This window comes from Sphingorhabdus sp. SMR4y, from assembly GCF_002218195.1.
Lineage (GTDB): Bacteria > Pseudomonadota > Alphaproteobacteria > Sphingomonadales > Sphingomonadaceae > Parasphingorhabdus.
In genome coordinates, this window is sequence record NZ_CP022336.1 from 817013 (window position 1) to 836754 (window position 19742).

Annotated in this window: 11 protein-coding genes; 4 read left to right on the forward strand and 7 right to left on the reverse strand. The window is 57.7% G+C overall.

Features of this window, described 5'->3' with window-relative positions; genetic code table 11:
• Positions 1-39: 39 nt before the first annotated feature.
• The 4 genes from SPHFLASMR4Y_RS03890 (at position 40) to SPHFLASMR4Y_RS03905 (ending at position 7038) form a co-directional block, all read left to right on the forward strand.
• The gene (locus SPHFLASMR4Y_RS03890; protein WP_089132387.1) at positions 40-3288 is read left to right on the forward strand and encodes a multidrug efflux RND transporter permease subunit; all 3249 of its coding nucleotides are present in this window, start codon (positions 40-42) and stop codon (positions 3286-3288) included.
• Positions 3285-4706: an efflux transporter outer membrane subunit gene (locus tag SPHFLASMR4Y_RS03895; protein WP_089132388.1), complete on the forward strand. Its 1422-nt coding sequence runs from the start codon at positions 3285-3287 to the stop codon at positions 4704-4706. Before SPHFLASMR4Y_RS03890 ends, SPHFLASMR4Y_RS03895 begins: the two co-directional genes overlap by 4 nt.
• 183 nt (positions 4707-4889) lie before the next feature.
• Positions 4890-6062 carry a thiolase family protein gene (locus tag SPHFLASMR4Y_RS03900; protein ID WP_089132389.1) on the forward strand — a complete coding sequence of 391 codons (1173 nt, stop codon included), beginning with the start codon at positions 4890-4892 and terminating at the stop codon, positions 6060-6062.
• Positions 6063-6108: 46 nt separating this feature from the next.
• Positions 6109-7038 carry an acyl-CoA thioesterase gene (locus SPHFLASMR4Y_RS03905; protein ID WP_089132390.1) on the forward strand — a complete coding sequence of 310 codons (930 nt, stop codon included), beginning with the start codon at positions 6109-6111 and terminating at the stop codon, positions 7036-7038.
• 2 nt (positions 7039-7040) lie between these two features.
• Here SPHFLASMR4Y_RS03905 and SPHFLASMR4Y_RS03910 read toward each other — a convergent pair whose 3' ends face one another.
• The 7 genes from SPHFLASMR4Y_RS03910 to SPHFLASMR4Y_RS03940 all read right to left on the reverse strand — a co-directional run bounded on the left by SPHFLASMR4Y_RS03910 (position 7041) and on the right by SPHFLASMR4Y_RS03940 (position 19465).
• Positions 7041-8786, reverse strand: a complete 1746-nt coding sequence (locus tag SPHFLASMR4Y_RS03910; RefSeq protein WP_409928907.1) for a class I adenylate-forming enzyme family protein — start codon at positions 8784-8786, stop codon at positions 7041-7043.
• 27 nt (positions 8787-8813) lie between these two features.
• Entirely contained in the window at positions 8814-10850 is a 2037-nt protein-coding gene (locus SPHFLASMR4Y_RS03915; RefSeq protein WP_089132391.1) for a 3-hydroxyacyl-CoA dehydrogenase NAD-binding domain-containing protein, read from the reverse strand.
• A 251-nt stretch (positions 10851-11101) separates the two neighbouring features.
• Positions 11102-12712, reverse strand: a complete 1611-nt coding sequence (locus SPHFLASMR4Y_RS03920; RefSeq protein WP_222102950.1) for a BCCT family transporter — start codon at positions 12710-12712, stop codon at positions 11102-11104.
• Complete coding sequence (locus SPHFLASMR4Y_RS03925) at positions 12709-14706, reverse strand: tetratricopeptide repeat-containing sulfotransferase family protein (RefSeq protein ID WP_089132392.1); 1998 nt, start codon at positions 14704-14706, stop codon at positions 12709-12711. The genes SPHFLASMR4Y_RS03920 and SPHFLASMR4Y_RS03925 overlap by 4 nt, the downstream gene beginning before the upstream one ends.
• Positions 14707-14776: 70 nt before the next feature.
• Positions 14777-17404: a TonB-dependent receptor gene (locus tag SPHFLASMR4Y_RS03930; RefSeq protein WP_089132393.1), complete on the reverse strand. Its 2628-nt coding sequence runs from the start codon at positions 17402-17404 to the stop codon at positions 14777-14779.
• A 350-nt stretch (positions 17405-17754) separates the two neighbouring features.
• On the reverse strand, positions 17755-18993 hold the full coding sequence (locus tag SPHFLASMR4Y_RS03935; RefSeq protein WP_089132394.1) for an MFS transporter: 1239 nt from the start codon (positions 18991-18993) through the stop codon (positions 17755-17757).
• A gap of 193 nt (positions 18994-19186) precedes the next feature.
• Entirely contained in the window at positions 19187-19465 is a 279-nt protein-coding gene (locus SPHFLASMR4Y_RS03940) for a DUF6481 family protein (protein ID WP_260807062.1), read from the reverse strand.
• Positions 19466-19742: the final 277 nt, after the last annotated feature.

The window sequence follows — 19742 nt, forward strand, 5'->3', positions numbered from 1 at the left end:
TCCAGCCTGCCATCTGTTGCGCGAAAGTCGAACTGAGCCGTGCCAAGATATTTCATTGATCGGCCGATTTTTGCATGGGTCATCGCACTCGGTATTTTGCTGTTCGGTTTCATTGCCTTGCGTCAGTTGCCGATCGAACAATATCCTGAAGTCGCGCCTCCGTCGCTGAGCATCTCGGTCGTCTATCCCGGTGCAGACGCGGCGACGCTGGAGCAGAATGTCATTCAGTTGATCGAACAGCAGCTGAACGGCATCGACGGTTTTCTGTACATGTCCTCGTCCAGCCAGTCCAACGGCACCGGATCGATCACGCTGACCTTCGAAGCGGGCACGGATATCGATATTGCGCAAACCGATGTGCAAAACAGCCTCAGCACGATCGAGGCGCGACTGCCTGGCGACGTCACCCAGCAGGGAATACAGGTGCGCCAGGCGACAAGCGGCTTTTTGCAGATTGTCGCCCTCACCTCAAAAAGCGGAAATCTTGATTCGACCGATCTCGGCAATATTGCATCGACCCAGATCATCGATGAACTGCGCCGGGTCGGCGGTGTGGGTGACGTTACCCTGCTCGGTTCCGAATATGCCATGCGGATCTGGCTTGATCCGGAACGTCTGGCGTCATTCAGGCTCACCCCTTCGACCGTGCTCGCCGCAATCCGCGAGCAGAACAGCCAGACCGCCGGAGGGTCTCTGGGCGCGCTGCCGGTTCTCGAAGACACACAGATCAATGCCACCATCACCACGCAAAGCCGGTTCACCAGCACAAAACAGTTTGAGCAAATCATATTGCGCGCCGAAACGGGGGGCGGAACGGTCAGGCTGGGCGATGTCGCGCGTGTGGAAATCGGCGCGCAAAGCTATGCCACATCGAGCACGCTGAACGGCCAGCCGATGGCAGGCATGGCGATCCAGCTTGGCACCGGCGCGAATGCGCTTTCGGTCGCCGAGGGGGTCGAGGCGCGGATGAATGAAATAGAGGCCAGCCTGCCCGCCGATGTCGAATGGAGCATACCCTATGACACCACCCCCTTCATCGATATTTCGATCGAGGAGGTCGTAACCACCCTGGTCGAGGCAATGGTTCTGGTTTTCCTCGTCATGTTCCTGTTCCTGCAGAGCTGGCGGGCCACGCTGATCCCGACATTGGTGGTGCCGATAGCGCTGGCGGGGGCCTGCCTGGGGCTGTGGTTGTTCGGATTCTCGATCAATGTTCTGACCCTGTTCGGCATGGTACTCGCCATCGGTATTCTGGTCGATGACGCGATCATCGTCATCGAGAATGTCGAGCGCATCATGCGCGAGGAAGGGCTCGGACCGATCGAGGCATCGCGCAAGGCGATGGACCAGATCACAGGGGCCATCATCGGTATCACACTGGTGCTGGTCGCCGTGTTTCTGCCAATGGCTTTCTTCCCCGGTTCAACGGGCGGCATATACCGCCAATTCTCGGTCACACTGGCGGTTTCCATCCTGTTCTCTGCCCTGATGGCGCTGACCCTGACGCCTGCCTTGTGCGCGACCCTGCTCAAACCCATCCGGGAAGGCGAAACCGGCAGCCATGCCGGCCCTGACAATGCCGATAGCGCGGCTGAACCGCTTCCTGAAACGCTCCCGGGTTCAGGGCCTGCGAATATTTGGGGAAAATTTTCTGCCTTCTTGTCCGACGGGCTGAACAGGTTCAATATCTGGTTCGACCGGCTGACAGACCGTTACGGGCGCGCGACCGATTCGATACTCAGCCGGCCCATGCGCGGTCTGGCCGTGTTCCTGCTGCTGTGCGTTGTTGCCGGCCTGCTGTTCCTGCGCCTGCCGACCGCTTTTCTGCCCACCGAGGACCAGGGATATTTGATCACTGTCATACAGGCGCCTTCCGGCGCGACCCAGGCCCGTACCGAAGAGGCGATCAAGCCGGTATCCGAATATTGGAAAAGCCAGGATGAAGTCGCCGATCTGGTCGTGCTGCGCGGCTTCAGCTTCTTTGGCCAGGGCCAGAATAATGCGATGATGTTTTCGCCGTTAGTCGACTGGAACGAACGCACCGCTGACGAAAGCAAGGCTGATGCGTTGCTGACCAAGGCCATGGGCCAGTTTTCCCGGAATGATGATGCGATCATATTCGTCATCCAGCCACCCGCGATCCAGTCTCTGGGCAATGCCAGCGGCTTCAGTGTGAAAATCGAAGACCGCGGCGGACTCGGTCGCGCCAAATTGACCGAAGCCCGCAACCAGTTGCTCGGCATATTGTCGCAAAGCGATGCCGTGACCGGCGTGCGTCCGGAGGACCAGCAACCCGCCCCGCAACTCAAGGTTGACATCGACCGGGTTCTGGCACGGTCGCTCGGCCTTTCTATCAGCGATGTAAACAGCACATTGTCGATAAATTTCGGCTCTGCCTTTGCCAATGAATTCATTCGTGACGGGCGCTCGCTGGAAGTCTATGTGCAGGCCGATGCCCGCTACAGGATGACACCCGATGACGTCATGGCGCTGCGGGTGCCCAATGATCAGGGTGAACTGGTTCCCTTTTCGACGTTCGCCACCGCCAAATGGTCGGCCGGGGCACCCAGTCTTGCCCGATATAACGGCTATCCTGCGATGACCGTTTCGGGTTCTGCGGCTGCTGGTGTTTCCTCCGGCGACGCCCTGGCGGCAGTCGAGGAGGCCATGACCCGGATGCCGGACGGTATCGCATATGAATGGACCGGTATCAGCTATGAAGAGAAACAGTCGGCGGGGCAGATCGGACTGCTGCTTGGCCTCTCGATACTGGTGGTATTCCTGCTGCTGGCTGCGCTTTACGAAAGCTGGTCGGTGCCGGTTGCGGTCCTGCTGATCATTCCCATGGGGATGCTGGGTGCGGTGGTATTCTCGATGCTGCGCGGTTTGTCGGCAGATGTATATTTCAACGTCGGACTGATAACCATCATCGGTCTGGCGGCGAAAAACGCCATCCTGATCGTCGAATTCGCCATTGAGGAAGAGGCCGAGGGCAAATCGATCATCGATGCGGTCAAAAATGCCGCTCGCCTTCGCCTGCGGCCGATCATCATGACATCTCTTGCCTTCATTCTTGCGATGGTGCCGCTGGCAATCGCGACAGGCGCCGGTGCGAACAGCCGCATCGCTGTCGGAACAGGCGTGATGGGCGGGATGATCAGCGCCACTGCCATCGGCATTTTCGTGATACCGTTGCTGTACATGCTGGTACGGCAGAAACTGAGCCGCAAAGCCCCTGCGGCCGCCGGTTCGCTCGATGAGGAGCAGGCTGAAGGAGACCGCGCATGATCAAACAGCCCTGCCCTGCGCTTGCTGTCGTTCTGGCCTGTTCCGCACTGCTCGGCGGTTGCGTGAATCTGGCGCCCGAGGACCGGCGTCCCGAACTGCCGGTCGCGCAAGCCTATGACGGCGAATATCGCCCCGATGGCCGCGTTGTTGCCTCGCAACTGGGCTGGCGCGAATATTTCAATGATCCGCAACTCAAGTTGCTGCTGGCGACCGCGATCGAGAACAACCGTGACCTCGTGGCAGCTACGGCGCGGATCGAGCAGGCGCGCGCGCAATATCGCATTCAGGACAGCCAGCGCCTCCCGCAGACCGATGCCAGCGGCAGCGCAGTTCGCACGCGCACCCCGGTCAATGCCGGTGCGGCAGGCACGGGCGGTGGATCGGTGACAGTCGACAACTATAATGTCGGCGTAGCCGTTACCTCGTTCGAGCTCGATTTCTGGGGCCGGGTGCGCAATCTGAGCGAAGCCGCCCGCGCCAATTATCTTGCCACCCTGTCCGCTCAGCGCGCCTTCTATCTTTCGCTGATCGGCGATGTCGCCTCGACCTATCTCGACCTGATAGAAACAGGAGAACAGATCGCCTTTGCCGAAGCGACGCTGCAGAGCCGGACTGAAGGATTGCGGATTGCCAAATTGAGGCTTGATGCCGGTGTCACTTCCGCCCTGGATTACCGGCAAGCCGAAGTCCTGCTGACGCAGGCACAGCAAACACTGGGCGCACAGCGGCTGTCGCAAGCGCAATCCCGCAACCGGTTGACGGTCCTGGTCGGAGGGCGGCTTCCAGCCGAATTGCCCGACAGTCTTCCCCTGGAAGACCAGCAATTTGCCGGACCACTTGCCGCAGGCCTGCCATCCGATCTGTTGCTCAACCGTCCCGACATTGTCGCGGCCGAACAGAGCCTGACCGCAGCCCGTGCCAATATCGGTGCCGCGCGCGCGGCATTTTTTCCGCGCATATCGTTGACCGGTTCCGGCGGTCTGACATCGGACAGTCTGAATGATCTGTTCAGCGGTGACAATTTCACCTGGAGCTTCGGCCCGTCGATCAGTCTGCCGATATTCGACTGGGGCGCACGCGAAGCCGATCTCGGCCTTGCCCGTGCCCTCGAAACCGAAGCGGTGGCCAATTATGACAAAGCGGTCCAGACGGCATTTCGCGAAGTGTCCGATGCGCTCGCCGGTCGTCGCTGGCTCGGCGAACAGGTAGACACAGCACGCCGCACGGTCGCAGCACAGGAAGCCACGGCACGGATCGCCCGACTGCGATATCGGGAGGGCGTGGTGAGCTATCTGGAAGTATTGGACGCCGAAAGGAACCTGTTCAGCGCCCAGCAGGCACTGCTGGAACTGATACGCGCCAATGATCAGAACCAGGTATCGCTGTTCATCGCTCTTGGTGGTGGCTTAAAGCCTTGAATTCCTGCCATAGCCGCGTGCAATGCCGGTTTGCTTTTGCCATCTCGACGCCTGAAATCCAGTGAGATAACAGCAGGCGGCTCGGCGGTGGACATTTTCAAAATGCCTCCTATAAATCCCGATCGAACCAGGCCGCAGAATCTCCAATAGGGTGCGCGCGGCAAACCGTCAGGAGAACCCATCATGCGTGAAGCAGTCATCGTATCCTATGCTCGTACCGGCCTGGCAAAAGCCGCTCGCGGAGGGTTCAACATAACACCGCCGATGACCATGGCCGCTCACGCCATTAAACATGCCGTCGCCAAGGCCGGTGTCGAGAGCGATTTTGTAGAAGACAGCTTGATGGGCAACGTGTCGCACGGCGCCCCCAATATTGGTCGCAATGCGGCGCTTCTGGCCGGACTTCCTAAAACAACCGGCGGCGCAACGGTCAATCGCTTCTGCTCGTCCGGTATGCAGACCATCGCGATGGCGGCAAACCATATTCGCGGCGATGGCGCCAATTGTGTCGTGGCTGGCGGTGTCGAAAGCATCTCGATGCAAGGCCCCCGTGCGCAGGAAGGCACAATCGACGAGGAAATTCTGAAAATCGCACCGGCGATTTTCATGCCGATGATTAAAACAGCCGACATTGTTGCGGAACGCTATAATATCAGCCGCGAATATCAGGATGAATATTCCCTGCAATCCCAGCAGCGCACGGCAAAGGCCCAGGAAGCCGGTTATTTTGCCGACGAAATCGTTCCGATGGAGACCAGGATGAAACGGGTCGACAAGGAAACAAAAGAAGAAACCATCATTGATTATCTGGTTGATCGGGATGAGTGCAACAGACCAACAACCACGCTGGAAGGCCTGGCCAGCCTGAAACCGATCATGGGCGAAGACAAATATATTACAGCCGGCAACGCCAGCCAATTGTCAGACGGCGCTGCAGCACTCGTACTGATGGAGGCAAAGGAAGCCGAGCGCCGTGGTCTTGAACCGCTGGGACGCTTTGTTTCATGGGCGGTCGCTGGATGCGAACCCGATGAAATGGGTATTGGTCCGGTGTTCGCAGTTCCCAAATTGCTCGAGCGGCAGGGTCTGACCGTCGATGATATCGACCTCTGGGAGCTCAACGAAGCCTTTGCCAGCCAATGTCTGTACAGCCGCGACCGGCTGGGTATTGATCCGGAAAAATATAACGTCAACGGCGGTTCCATTTCCATCGGCCATCCGTTCGGCATGACCGGCGCGCGCTGTGCCGGTCATCTGTTGCAGGAAGGCCGTCGCCGCGGAGCGAAATGGGGCGTGGTCACGATGTGCATCGGCGGGGGCCAGGGCGGTGCCGGGCTGTTCGAGATATATTCCTGAACAGGACTTTCGTTTCCCCCAGCGGTATTTTACGGAATAGAAAACATTGACCCAGTTGACAGACGAACAAGTCGCAAACCGGCTTTCGCAGGCCTTGGCCCATCGCTCCTCCGTGCCTGCGGAGAAGCTGGTAGCCGGGTTGCTCGCTACTTTTAAGCTAACCGCGGATACCGCCGACGAATTCACCTATCCCGCGCTCGCTTCCAGCGCACGCGAGCGGATTTTCGGCGGCCAGGTTATCGCCCAGGCGCTTGTCGCTGCCGATCACACCGTGGATGATGAAAAGAATATCCATTCGCTCCATTCCTATTTTTTGCGCGCCGGAGACGAAACCAAGCCCCTGCATTTTCGCGTCCATCGCGACTTTGACGGGCGCAGCATTTCCAACCGCCGTGTCGTTGTCCGGCAAGATGACAAAGTCATCTTCAACCTGACAGCTTCCTTCCAGAAACCGGCACATGGACATCATCATCAGTTGGACATGCCCGATGTTCTTCCGCCGGAAGACTGCATGAGCGCCATGGAGCAACTGGCCCGCAACCCTCAGGTCTCGGACGAACATATCGAGCGGATGAGCATGCCAAGGCCGTTTGATGTGCGCAGCTTTCATCCAGAAGGCAAAACCAACCACGCGCGCCAATATCAGTGGTTGAAGACCGTGGCGCCGCTGCCGGATGATCCTCTGACCCACCGCGCCACCCTCGCCTTTGCCTCCGACATGGGTCTGCTCTCAACGTCCATGATCCCGCATGGCCTGCACTGGACGACCCCCGGACTATTCTCGACCAGCCTGGACCATGCGATGTGGTTCCATGACGATTTCAGAATCGATCAATGGATCTGCTACGTGATGGACAGCGACTGGACCGGCAACACCCGCGGCCTCAATCGCGGTTCGCTGTACCGGCAGGACGGCACTCTTGTCGCGTCGGCCGTTCAGGAAGGCCTGATCCGGCTGATACCGCCAAAAAGCTGACCTCAGAAAAGCGCTTTCAAATCCTTTTTCAATATCTTGCCATTGGCGTTGCGCGGCAGGCTTTCTGTCCGGAAAAGCACCTTCACCGGCACCTTGAAAGCGGCCAGTCGCTCCCGTACCCATTGTTGCAATTCCGCTTCGCTCACGGTTTTTCCCGGAACGAGCTGCACAATGGCCGCCGGTTCCTCACCCAGCGTCCTGTGGTCGATACCGACAAGCGCAGCATCCATGACCGCCGGATGGTCATAGAGTATATTCTCGACTTCCGATGAATAGATATTCTCGCCGCCGCGAATGATCATGTCTTTCGCGCGGTCGACAATATGACAGAAGCCTTCATCATCCAGCCGCGCCAGATCGCCGGTCCGCACCCAGCCATCGATGAATGTCTCCGCGCTTGCCTCCGGTCGGTTCCAATAGCCTTTCACCACCATCGGCCCGCGGGCCCATAATTCTCCCACTTCCCCGACCGGCATTTCCTGGCTGCCATCTTCGCTCATGATTTTCAGGTCGGCGGCTGCCACCGGCGGGCCGCAACTGGTCGGGCGATTGAGATAATCCTCGGCGACATGCGACGTCACCGTCGCCATGGTTTCGGTCATGCCCCAGCCATTACCCGGCAGAGCGCCGAAAACTTCATAAATTCTCCGGGCAAGTTCTGGCGCCGAAGGCGCGCCGCCATAGCTTATGGAATCGATCGAGCTCAGATCATATTTTTCGCGGTCCGGATGTTCGATCAATTGCCAGGCAATGAAAGGAACGCCGCCGGTGGCATTGACCTTTTCCGTCTCGATAATCTCCATCGCCCGGACGGTGTCCCATTTGTGCAGGAATACCATTTTGTGGCCACCGTGAACGGTCGGCATCATGATCGCCGAACAGGCTGTGCAATGGAACATCGGCACCACGGTCAGCCCCACCCGGACCGTCGGCTCGGGAATCTGGTCACCACGACGCAGCGCTGCTGCCGCACCGGAATAGCCGACCGAAATGGCATTGGTGGTGAGGTTGCGGTGCGATCCGAGCGCGCCCTTGGGCTGGCCGGTCGTTCCGCTGGTATAGAAAATTGTCGCCGGATCATCAGGCGCAATATCGACCGCCGGCAACTTCTGATCCGGCAAATCGGCATAATCTGTGGGTCGACCGACAATATCTTCCAGTGACCGGCCCGGGGTTGCCAATGTGCCCTGGCTACGCGCCACGATGACATTTTCCAGATCAGGCAAATCTGCCCTGTGCGGCGCTATGCGATCCCATCGCTCGGCGTCGCAGATCAGCACACTGGTCTGCGAATTCGCCAGCCCGAAAACCAGTTCCTGCTCGGTCCACCACGCATTAAGCGGGACGACGATCGCGCCTATCGACGCCGCAGCGAAGAAAATGACCGGCCATTCGGGCAGATTGCGCATCGCCAGCGCGACGCGGTCTCCCTTCGACACGCCGATATCCTGCAGTTCGACAGCCAGAGCGGCAACGGCGCGATACCAGTTTTCATAGGTAACCCGCTCATCTCCATATATCAGGAATTCGCTGTTACCATGGCCGCGCGCATGGTTCGCCAGAGCAGCAAGCGTGGGATGGGCGTTTTTCCAGACACGGGTGGCGACCCCGTCAATGTCGACCATTTCCATTTCGAACGGCTGACCGGGCGCGCACAAGAGGGATTCGACCTCCTTGCGCGACCGTACGGGCCAGCCAGCCGGCGGCGTCCACTTTTCCAGTGGATCTCGTGCTTCAACTGACAAAATTTTCTCTCCTGATCGGCGGGCGTTAGCCTAGCCGTTAAACGTGCCTCCCGCGTTGGCTTTTTCCTTCAGCAATTTGGCAACTGCCAAATCATGTTTCTCAAGCCCGGCAACGACATTGTCGAGCCCTACCGTATCGGCCCAGAACATCGGACCGCCAGTGTAAAGCGGCCAACCGTAACCGTTTATCCAGACGACATCGATATCGCTCGCTCGCTGCGCCATGCCTTCTTCGAGGATTTTGGCGCCTTCATTGACCATGGGATAGAGCAAACGCTCCCGGATCTCGTCCTTGGAAATTTCCCGCTGCTCCTTGCCACTCTTGGCGGCAAAGTTGGCAATGATCGCTTTGACTTCGTCAGACGGCGTGCGTTGACGCGCCTCGTCATAATCATAAAATCCCTTGCCGACCTTCTGGCCCCAGCGGCCAACGGCACAAAGGGCGTCCCGCAACGTTTCGATGCGTTCCGGATCGCGATGCCAACCAATGTCGACACCGGCCAGATCGGACATCTGGAAAGGCCCCATCGGAAAACCGAAATCGAGCAATACGTCGTCGACATCCCAGTAATTGGCCCCTTCCATGATCATCTGATTGGCCTGTTCCTGACGCGGGCTGAGCATCCGGTTGCCGATGAAGCCGGGACAGACTCCGGAAACCGCTGCAACCTTGCCGATTTTCTTCGACAGCTTCATCGCCGTCATCAGCACGTCATCAGCGGTTTTATCGCCACGCACGATTTCCAGCAGCTTCATGACATTGGCAGGCGAGAAGAAGTGCAGACCGATCACATATTCGGGGCGTTTTGTTACCGCGGCAATTTCGTCGATATTGAGATAGCTGGTGTTGCTGGCCAGGATCGCGCCCTGTTTCACGATCGCATCGAGTTTGGTGAACACGTCCTTTTTGACATCCATATTCTCGAACACCGCCTCGATCACCAGATCGCAGTCTGCAAGATCATCATAGGACAGGCTGGGCGTCAAGATGCTCATGGCATCTTCGACCTGCTGCTCGGTCATCCGTCCACGCTTGGCGGTATTTTCATAATTTTTCCGGATAACGCCAACGCCACGCTCGAGCGCCTCTTCCTTGAGCTCGACAATGGTTACCGGAATGCCGGCTGACAGAAAGTTCATGCCGATACCGCCGCCCATCGTTCCGGCACCCAATATGCCAACCTTCCTGATCGGAATCAGGTCGATCTTGGGGTCGATACCGTCGATCTTGTTGGCCGCACGTTCCGCGAAGAAATAGTGCCGCATGGCAGCCGACTGGGTGCCGGTGATCAGCTTCGTGAAAAGCTCGCGTTCTTTCGCCACGCCGTCTGCATAAGAGAGTTCACCGGCCGCCTTCACTGCCTGAATAGCCGCCTCGGGGGCGTCAAATCCGCGAATCTTCCGGCCGTTCTTCTGCCGGAACTCGTCAAAGATAGCGGGGTTCTTCACACCATCCTGATTGGCTGTGCCTGCGGAAGACCGGGGTGGCTCCTTGCCGATTTGCTGGCGAGCAAAAGCGATTGCATCGTCCGCCAGGCTGTCTTCGCCAACCAGCGCGTCGACCAGTCCGATGGCTTTGGCTTTTGTCGCCGATACCGGGTTGCCAATGACAACCAGTGGCAGGGCCGCCTCCGCGCCGACGATCCGCGGCAGGCGCTGGGTCCCGGCCGCTCCCGGGATCAGGCCCAATTTCACTTCCGGAAGCCCCATCTTGGCAGATGGAACCGCAACCCGGTAATGACAGGCCAGAGCCACTTCACAGCCGCCACCCAGAGCGGTGCCATGGATCGCGGCGACCACGGGCTTGCTGCTTGCCTCGAGGCGATCGATCGCTTCGCCGAGATTGGGGCCCTTCATCGGCTTGCCGAATTCCGTAATGTCGGCGCCGGCAAAAAATGTCCGTCCGTCACAGCGGATCACCACAGCCTCAACGCCATCATCGGACAATGCCTCTTCGATACCATCGACCAAGCCCTGGCGAACCGCCGCACCCAGCGCATTGACCGGAGGGTTGTTCGAGATGATGACCAGAACATTGCCATGTTTTTCAGTGGTGACAACCGACATATTTTTCTCCTCGCATATTGTGCCTAGCTGCAGACCAGATGCGATCGGGCATGTCAATTGTGCTCGCAATAGTAGGAGTAGACAATCGGCCCGTCGCTGCCCCGTGGTCGTTCAGCCCAGCCTACATCCCGCTATCCTGAGCCGCTCCGCTGGCGGCTATCCTGCGCAAGCGGCCAGACAATGATTCGCCTCCCGCAACGGGCAACGGACGCCAGCCGGGAAAGAAACGCCCGGCAGGGACCAGATGACAGCTATTCGATATCGTCCTGGGCGCGCAACAGGCGGTGTTCGGACATCAGTCCCTTGAACAGACTGTAGCAACAGACCAGCAATACCACTGTAAACGGCAGACCGCTGGCTATCGCGCCTGCCTGCAGCGTCCCCAGTGCTGCCGCACCACCACCGACCAGCAGTGCCGCCGCGACCAGGCCTTGCAAGACGGCCCAGAATATACGCTGTGCAACCGGTGAATCGGTTCTGCCGCCGGCGGTAATCGTGTCAATCACCAGCGATCCGGAATCCGAAGAAGTGACAAAGAATATGATCAGCAAAATGATCGCCAGCAAGGATGCCAGAAAGGGAAACGGCATGTTTTCCAGCATCTGGAACAGCACCAGCGGCACTTCGCTGATCCCCGCCTGCAATTCGCCGACACCATCCTTGACCTGCTCGACCGCCGTCACACCGAATGTCGTGAACCAGATGATCGCGACAATCACCGGAACGATCAGCACCACCGTCAGAAATTGCCGGATGGTGCGGCCTCGGGAAATGCGGGCGATGAACATTCCGACAAATGGTGACCAGCTAACCCACCAGGCCCAGTAGAATATCGTCCACCCATGATACCATATCCTGTCCTCGCGATCGGTCCAGTCGCTTAACGGAACGGCATATTCCGCATAGCTGGCGACAGCCGTGCCGAAGCCCTTGAAAATCGCCATCGTCGGTCCGGCCAGAAATACAAATGCGAGCAGCGCCGCAGCCAGAGCCATATTGATGTTGCTCAACAGCTTGATACCGCCGTCCAGTCCGCGGATCACCGAAATGATCGCCAGTCCGGAGATGACGAGGATCAGCAATAGCTGGGACGTCAGGCTGACTTGCACGCCGAACAGATAGGATATCCCGGTCGCCGCCTGCTGCGCGCCGAAACCCAGGGATGTTGCCAGCCCGAACAGGGTCGCAATCACCGCAAGAATGTCGATCAGATGCCCGGGCCAGCCCCAGATCCGCTCACCCAGCAAGGGATAGAATGCCGAGCGTATCGTCAGCGGCAGCCCCTTGTTGAACGAAAAGAACGCCAGTGCCAGTCCGATAACCGCATAAACCGCCCACGGAGTCAGTCCCCAGTGAAAGACAGTCGCGCCGATCGCCAGCCGCTCGGCTTCCGGCGTTCGCGCTTCGACGTTGAGCGGCGTTCCACCCCAATCTGTGTAATAAGCGACGGGTTCGGCCGCACCATAGAATAGCATGCCGATGCCAACTCCGGCGGAAAACAGCATGGCAATCCAGGAAACCACTGTAAATTCAGGCTTTGCTTCCGCACCCCCCAGCCGAATTTTACCCATGGGTGAAATCGCGATCGCGACACAGAAAAGCAGCACGAGGTTGGTCGCAATGACAAAGAACCAGTCAAAATATTGCAGCGTCCACGCCTTGGTCCCTTCCAGCCCAACTCGCGAGAGATGCGGGAAGATCAGCGACAGCAGGACGAATGCGATAATCAGGATGGCGCTGACAAAGAACACCGGATTATGCATTTCCAGTCCGAACGCGTTCACATTGTCCTGACCCGCTTCATAGTCGGTTTCATAGTCGCTATCGACAATGTCCGCCGCTGCTGTTTCCGTTCCGCTCACTGCTGAGTCTCCATTATGATATTTCCCAGCGCATCTTTCAGCGGCTGCAAATGTGATTGATAGTGACGCCACAGATCGACGCTCGCCTTGGTAATCGGTCGCCGCACCTGCTCGGAACTGGCGGTGCGAACTGCGCGCTCTGTCCGGTGAAAATCGAGACAGGCCTGCTCGAATGGCAAGCCCAGAAAATCGAGCATCCGGCGGACCTGTCCTTCAAGATCGTCGAGCACATCTTCATGCTGCACCCTTAATATAGCGCCAGGCAAAACGCTGTCCCAATGATCCATCAGCCGAACATAGTCCCGGTAATATTGGCCCACTTCCCGCAATCCGTAAGTGAATTCCTGCCCTTCCGCGAACAGCTGTTTGAATCCGGAAAAGCAGCAGGCCATCGGTTCCCGCCGTGCATCAATGATTTTGGCATTGGGTAAAATAAGCTTGATCAAGCCGATGTGGCGAAAATTATTGGGCATTTTATCGATGAAAAAAGGTGCGTCCAGGCGGTGGATTTGCGTGCTGTCGATATATTCCTGCCCCATCGCCTGCAATTGCGCTGCGTCGAGTTCATGAAGATTGTCCGGATATAGCGACTTGTTGCTGGCTTGCTTGGTCCGTCGCAATCGATGTGCGAGCGACAGGATATTGGGCAGTTCCAGTGTGCCATCGATCTGGCTGTGTGAGGCGAGAATTTGCTCCAGCAACGTGGACCCTGCGCGCGGCAGCCCCAGAATGAAGATCGGGTCCGGGGCATCGCATCCCTTGCCAGCCTGCTTATCAAAAAGTGCTGCCGTACAGGCCCGTCTCTGGCTATCGAGCTCGTCGGTCATCTGATCGGCATCATAGCGCGACTGGACGCGTTTCAAACGGTTGCCGCGATCATAATGGGCAAAGGACTGGTCGTAGTCCTTGCGGTCTTCATAGGCTTTGCCCAGCGCGAAACAGATATGGATCCGATTCTGATAACTCAATCGGTTACCAGCTTCCTGAGCCTCCATCTCCTGTATCTCTTCGTCGCTGAAGCGATAGGTTTTCAGATTGGCCAGACCGTAATAGGCATCGCCATAGCCTGGGTCCGCCTGTATCGCACTCCGGTAGGACTGGACCGCTTCTTCATGGCGGCCGCATGTTTTCAGCGCGTGGCCGCGAGAGGTCAGCGTGACCGGATCTTCCGGAAGCCGTTGCAGCACTTTCTCAAATAGTTGCAGCGCTTGCTCGTAGTCTCCGGTCTGCATGGATTCGATCGCATAGAGCGACTGGAACACCGGATTGTCCGGTTCCTTCCGGTAAAGGATTTGGCTTTGTTCCAGCGCCTCGGCAAATTTCTGCCGCTTGCGGAGGGTCTGGATATAATCAATGCGGACCTGAATATTGTCCGGTTCAAATTCCAGCGCGCTTTCCAGCAAGAAATCTGCATCTTCCAATATTCCGAGTCGCGCACCGATTTCGGCCAGCAGCCGCATGGCTTCCACGTGATGGGGATTTTTTTGCAGAAAATGCCGACAGGCGGTCTCGGCTTTGAGCAATTTTCCCTCATAAAGGAGATGCGCTATCGCAACCAGCGGCTTGGGCATATTGGCTATACGCTGCTCTTGCCCGCGCATTTCCCTGGCGGCATCCGCCTGCCCCCGGCTCTCCAATATCTCCGCCTGCGATTTCCAGCTTGCCTGCAACACGGGATTGCATTGGCAGGCCCTGCGATAGGCGATCAGCGCATTATCGAAATCGCCCATCTCCCTGAGGATATGCCCCTCTTCCTGATGGGCGCGGCCAAAGTCGGGAGACAGCCGTTTGAGACGGTCGACACTGGCGAGGGCCGTATCGCCCTGCCCCATATAACGCTCGCAAACCGCTTTCATATATAGGGCGTCGACATGGTCTGCGTCGTGACGCAAGGCAAATTCAACCAGTCCCAGCGCCGCATCAAACCGCCCCTCATACATGCGGGCGCGCGCCAGCTTCAGCTGTTCTTCAATATCGGGAACAGTTTCAGACATCTATTCTCGGTTTGCAGTCCTTGATTGCAGGGGAAGCCCGCCGAGCGGCAGGCCTCCCCATGCTTTTGGTTTAATAGGCGAAGGAAAAACGTGCACCAACGGTCAGCGGACGGTTCACGGTAATCCGTGCCCGATCATAAACGAAACTGCCGCTGATCTCGGCCCGCTTGTCGGTTAAATTCTCGCCAAATATCTCGAACGACCAACTGTCATCCGTCAGACCCGCCGACAGCCCGAAGGTCGTCCAGCTGTCCAGCGTAATCCGGTTGATCTCGATAATGTCGGTTGCGGACGATGCAGAATGCGTGACCTGTGGCTGGATATGCGCCGTCCAGTCACCAAACACGTCCCATTCATAGCGTGCCCGCATATTGCCCTGGAAACTCGGTGCATAAGCGAGACTGCGTCCTGCGATTACGTCATTCGTCGGAGTCAGGACATCGGTGATTTCCGTATCCAGAATCGAGAAGGCCGCACTGACCGTCAGACCGTCGATGGAATAAGGTGCGATCGTGACATCCGCCTCAATCCCCTTGATCTCTGCATTCGCCGCATTGTCCGAGAAGAACAGATTGACGATACTGGTATCGAAGATCGTGGTCTGCAAATTCTGAACATCGACAAAGAACGCACTGCCGTTGAATCGCAACTGATTGTCGAACAGCGACGTCTTCCAGCCAATTTCGTAATTGGTGACATCATCGGTTTCCAGCGCGAATGGAACGGTAAAGCCGTTCGGGCTCTGGGCGCCGCCCGGTCGGTTCAGCAGTCCTGGCCGGAAGCCTTCCGAATAGGTTGCATAAAACAGCAAGTCATCGGTTGGCGTCCAAGTCAGATTGGCCTTAAAAATAAAGCCGTCCGTTGCCGCCTTGTCCGGCGCACTCAGCGCGTTGAACACCTGCTGTGCCTGTGACAGACTCAATCCGGCGGCCTGGATGTCGGCAACCGTTTGCCCTTCGGTAAAGGTCTGACGCAGGGCGTCATTGCACGTGCCGATAAATGTATAGCTGCCATCACCGTCATAGAGATCGCTGATATTGGTGCCAAAGGCATTTTCGTCGACGCCGCTGGAATTGCAGAAAGACGAGTTTGCACTCCCTTCCAGATCAACTTCGACATCATAATAGCGCGCGCCCAGCGTGACCGCGAACTGATCCGAAATATCATAAGTCGCTTCGCCAAACAGACCGAACTGCTTGTCGGTCCGGCGCACGTCGTTACGGAATATCACGCCGGCCGGATAGGCGCTCGTGTCCGTACTGAAGGCGTCCGGCTGCGAAAAGTTCGGAGGGAAAGAGCCGCCGAACAGATCAATCGCGGTGCTGCCAGGATAGACAAAGTCATTGCGCTCCAGCAATTCCAGATCGCTGTAGAAGCCGCCTGCGGTCAGACGTAGCGGATAGTCGGCCGGCGTGTTGAAACGCAGCTCATGCGTCATCACTTCCGTTTCCGTACGAGAGTCTACCCGCAGATTGGGCGCCTGACAGGTTCCGGACGGCGCACCGCCGGGATAAGAAACCGAGCCGTCACAAATATAGTAGGGCAGATATTGGCCCACGAACAGATAGTCGGAATAATCGACCCGCTGCGTCGTTTCACGCTTGGTATAAGCGCCGGTGTAAACCAGTTCCAGTGCGCCAAGACGGCCTTCCAGAGTCCAGCTCGTGTTGCTGAAATCATCCTTGATTTCATCCTCTTCGAAGCGTTCGATCTGCAAGTCATCCAGTGTCGGATCCTCAAAGAAAACACCATCAGAATCCAGTCCCTGGCGGGCATGGGCAATGGTCAGGTTCCAGTCATTTGAAAATTCATATTTGCCTGCAATCCGGAATCCAAGATATTGCGTATCGTTGAAATTCTTTTCTGCCAGAGCCGAATTGTCCGCCAGAATGAAATTGACGCCGCTCAGATCATCGCCCGCCTGGAAACCCTCGCGAAAACCGCTGACAGGAACGCCATTGTCGCGCACTGTACCCGCGGGACGGAAGCGCGCGCTTTCGGCGGTGCTGCGCGTGCCGGCAACATTGTCGATATAGCCGCCCTTGTTGTCATAATAGCCGACAGCACGGATTGCCAAACGGTCGGTGACCGGAACATTGACCATGGCTTCGATATTGTAGCTCGGATCGCCGCTCTTCGTGAACGCAACACCAGAGCTCACTTTGGCCTGGAACTGCCCGATGACAGGCTTGTTCGTGATCAGACGCACGGTGCCGGCCTGTGAGCTGGCCCCGAACAAAGTCCCCTGCGGTCCGGACAACACTTCCACACGTTCCATATCCGCTGCGTAAACATCCAGATTCCGGCCAGGCTGTGACACTGGCTGTTCGTCAAGATAGAGCGCCACATTGGGTGCAAGTCCTGCGACCCCGGCCGTTGTCAGATTGGGTGTCGTTGATGCGAGGCCGCGGATGTAAATCGTGCTTTGGCCCGGCCCGCCGCCGCCGGCTGTTACGCCGGGCAACTGCTGAAGATAGTCCTCAAATACGGTTACGTTCAGTTGATCGAGCGTTTCTTCGCCCAGAGCCTGCACCGCGATTGGAACATCCTGAAGGTTGCTACTCCGTTTTGTCGCGGTAACGACAATTTCTGTTACGCCTGTGTTGCCTTCTTCTCCGACTGCATCCTGAGCTCGCGCAGATGTGCAACCCAGCGCTGCGATGACCGCGAGCGATGTGCCCGTTTTTAAATAGTTCAATTAACCCTCTTTTGGTTTCAGTTTCAGTTTTAAGGGAAAAACACGTCCGACCGGATAACCTATCGAACCCACTGCAAAGCCGAAAAACAATAATGTCCCCTGCGACATCGGCTTTCATTCATAGCCTATAGCAGCTCTGACGCTTTTGTGAACCGCCGCAATTTCTGAACCAATTCTGCGGTCAAAACATCGTGTTCAAATCAGCGCCGCATCGGCGCCGGCTGAGCGGTTTTCCATTGCAAATCACCAGGCCGATAACAGTGCCCCTGGTCCCGCTATTGCCACGTTCGCAGTATCGCCTCGCTGCCAGACGGCGGCTTATCGCCCGAGGACACCCGTCGCACGACCGTTCACGGCTGGTTGTCGCGGTCGGCAAGCACTTCGGTTTCCGGCGTGCTGTTTCGCGCAAACGGTACGGTCTGAAAGCTCGCCTTGTCTTCGGAATCCACCTGTTCCCGCCGCCAGATGCGCAGCATGGCGAACAGTATTATCAGCACATGTGCCACCAGAAGGGTTGAGAATAATGCTGCTGGTCCGAATGCGGTCAAGGCGATGCCGGCGATAAACGGTCCGGCTATCGAACCGATCCCGAACACCATCAGCAACCCGCCGCTGGTCTGGATAAACTGTCCGGGATCCGCATGGTCATTGGCATGCGCCACCACGATCGGATACATTGCAAAAATCGCCGCACCCAGCAATGCACCAATCAAGAGATTGGCCGAGCCGGAATCAGGCCGCATGAATATGAAGGCGGCGTCGGCAGCAGCGGCCGCCAACGCCAGAAAGACCAGGACCTTCCTCCGGTCAGAACGATCGGACATACGGCCGACCGGGATCTGCGACATCGCGCCGGCAAGAATGGGCAGACTGCAAAAAAGCACGATCGTCGTCACATCCAGCCCGATATTATTGCCATATACCGGTGCCAGGGCAGCAAAGCTGCCGTTGGAGATTCCGATCATCAGCACGGCGAACACAGCGACCGGGGAATTGCGCCAAAGCTGCGGGACGTTGAGCTTGACCTCGAACAATGGCGACGGGGCTCGGTTGGAGCTGATCGTCGTCGGTATCAGGGCCAGGCAGTAAAATATGGCCGCCAGCATGAAAAACCATGCTGTGGACACGTCCGCGCCGATCAGGACCAACTGGCCTCCCGTTGTACCGACGAGATTGATCATGGTATAGGTTCCGAACACGCGGCCACGGATAGAGGAATCCACTTCCTCGTTCAGCCAGCTCTCAACGATCATCGCCGTGCCGGCAAAACAGAATCCCGACACCGCTCTCAATGGGATCCATGTCCATGGGGTCGGGAACATGGCCGACAATAAAATTGCGATCGCCGCCAATGCGGCGAGAGTTCCAAAGACCCGGATATGCCCGACCCGGGATACCAGCAAGGGCGTATAGAGACAGCCGAATACATAGCCCGCGGCCCAGCCGGTACCGAGCAGGCCAAGGGAAAAGGCGCTAAAACCCTCTATCGAGCCGCGCAACGGCAGGATCAGGCCATTGATTCCGCCAGCAATCAGCAGAAACAGAGAGCCGAGCAACAGGGCGCTGAGAGGTATAAGCCTGGATGTCATGACCGCCTGATAACTGCTCGAATTCGTGGGCGATGTCTACCGACCCGTTTGCGCGCTACGTGGAATATTGCTGGCCTAGTCGGGAAACAGCCCGGTGCGGACTTGCGTCTTTGCTCCGGACCGGACTCAGCGCAGATGTTAACCCGACAAGGCTAGGCGCAGCGCACGATTTTCCAGACTGGGCGTCTGCGTCCTACTTCCGGCGCTTTTTCCGATTGGCATAGCGCTCGTCGCGAGCGGCTTTCTTTTCCGCTTCCGTCAGTCCGAGCGCCAGCTTGGGCTTGGCCTTCTCTTTTGCCGCCTTGCGCTCCGCCTTCGCCTGTTCAAAGGCCGCGCGCTTGGCTTCGCTTGCCGCAGCCTGCTTTTCTTCGCGTGCAAGCTGGGCGGCCTTGCGCTCGGCAAGGACCTCATCGCTGAGCTGCGGTTTTTCCTTCAGCTTCTTCAGCGCCGCCTGCTTGGCTTTGGCAGCCATTTGAGTGCGTTCCTGGAAGGTCGGTGGTGTGAATGGCGGCATATGCGTTCATAGTTCCTTGATGGTGGGATCGAACCGTGCGCGCCGGTCTATTCCCGCACAGTGCTGCTGCCCGTACAGCCATAGCTGCGATCGGGCAATGGCTAAGCACCTGGCCGGAACAATATCGCATCATGAAGGCTGCCGTCCACGCCCCGAGACTGCACGACAGAGAAAGCGCCTACCTGACGAATGCGGGTATTGCCGACACGCGTTTCGTCAAACCGCATCGCCAGTC

Coding starts and splice junctions, on each gene's coding strand:
- SPHFLASMR4Y_RS03940 (WP_260807062.1), bottom strand. CDS start 19,465: ATGGCTGCCAAAGCCAAGCAGGCGGCGCTGAAGAAGCTGAAGGAAAAA.
- SPHFLASMR4Y_RS03915 (WP_089132391.1), bottom strand. CDS start 10,850: ATGTCGGTTGTCACCACTGAAAAACATGGCAATGTTCTGGTCATCATC.
- SPHFLASMR4Y_RS03900 (WP_089132389.1), top strand. CDS start 4,890: ATGCGTGAAGCAGTCATCGTATCCTATGCTCGTACCGGCCTGGCAAAA.
- SPHFLASMR4Y_RS03935 (WP_089132394.1), bottom strand. CDS start 18,993: ATGACATCCAGGCTTATACCTCTCAGCGCCCTGTTGCTCGGCTCTCTG.
- SPHFLASMR4Y_RS03895 (WP_089132388.1), top strand. CDS start 3,285: ATGATCAAACAGCCCTGCCCTGCGCTTGCTGTCGTTCTGGCCTGTTCC.
- SPHFLASMR4Y_RS03925 (WP_089132392.1), bottom strand. CDS start 14,706: ATGTCTGAAACTGTTCCCGATATTGAAGAACAGCTGAAGCTGGCGCGC.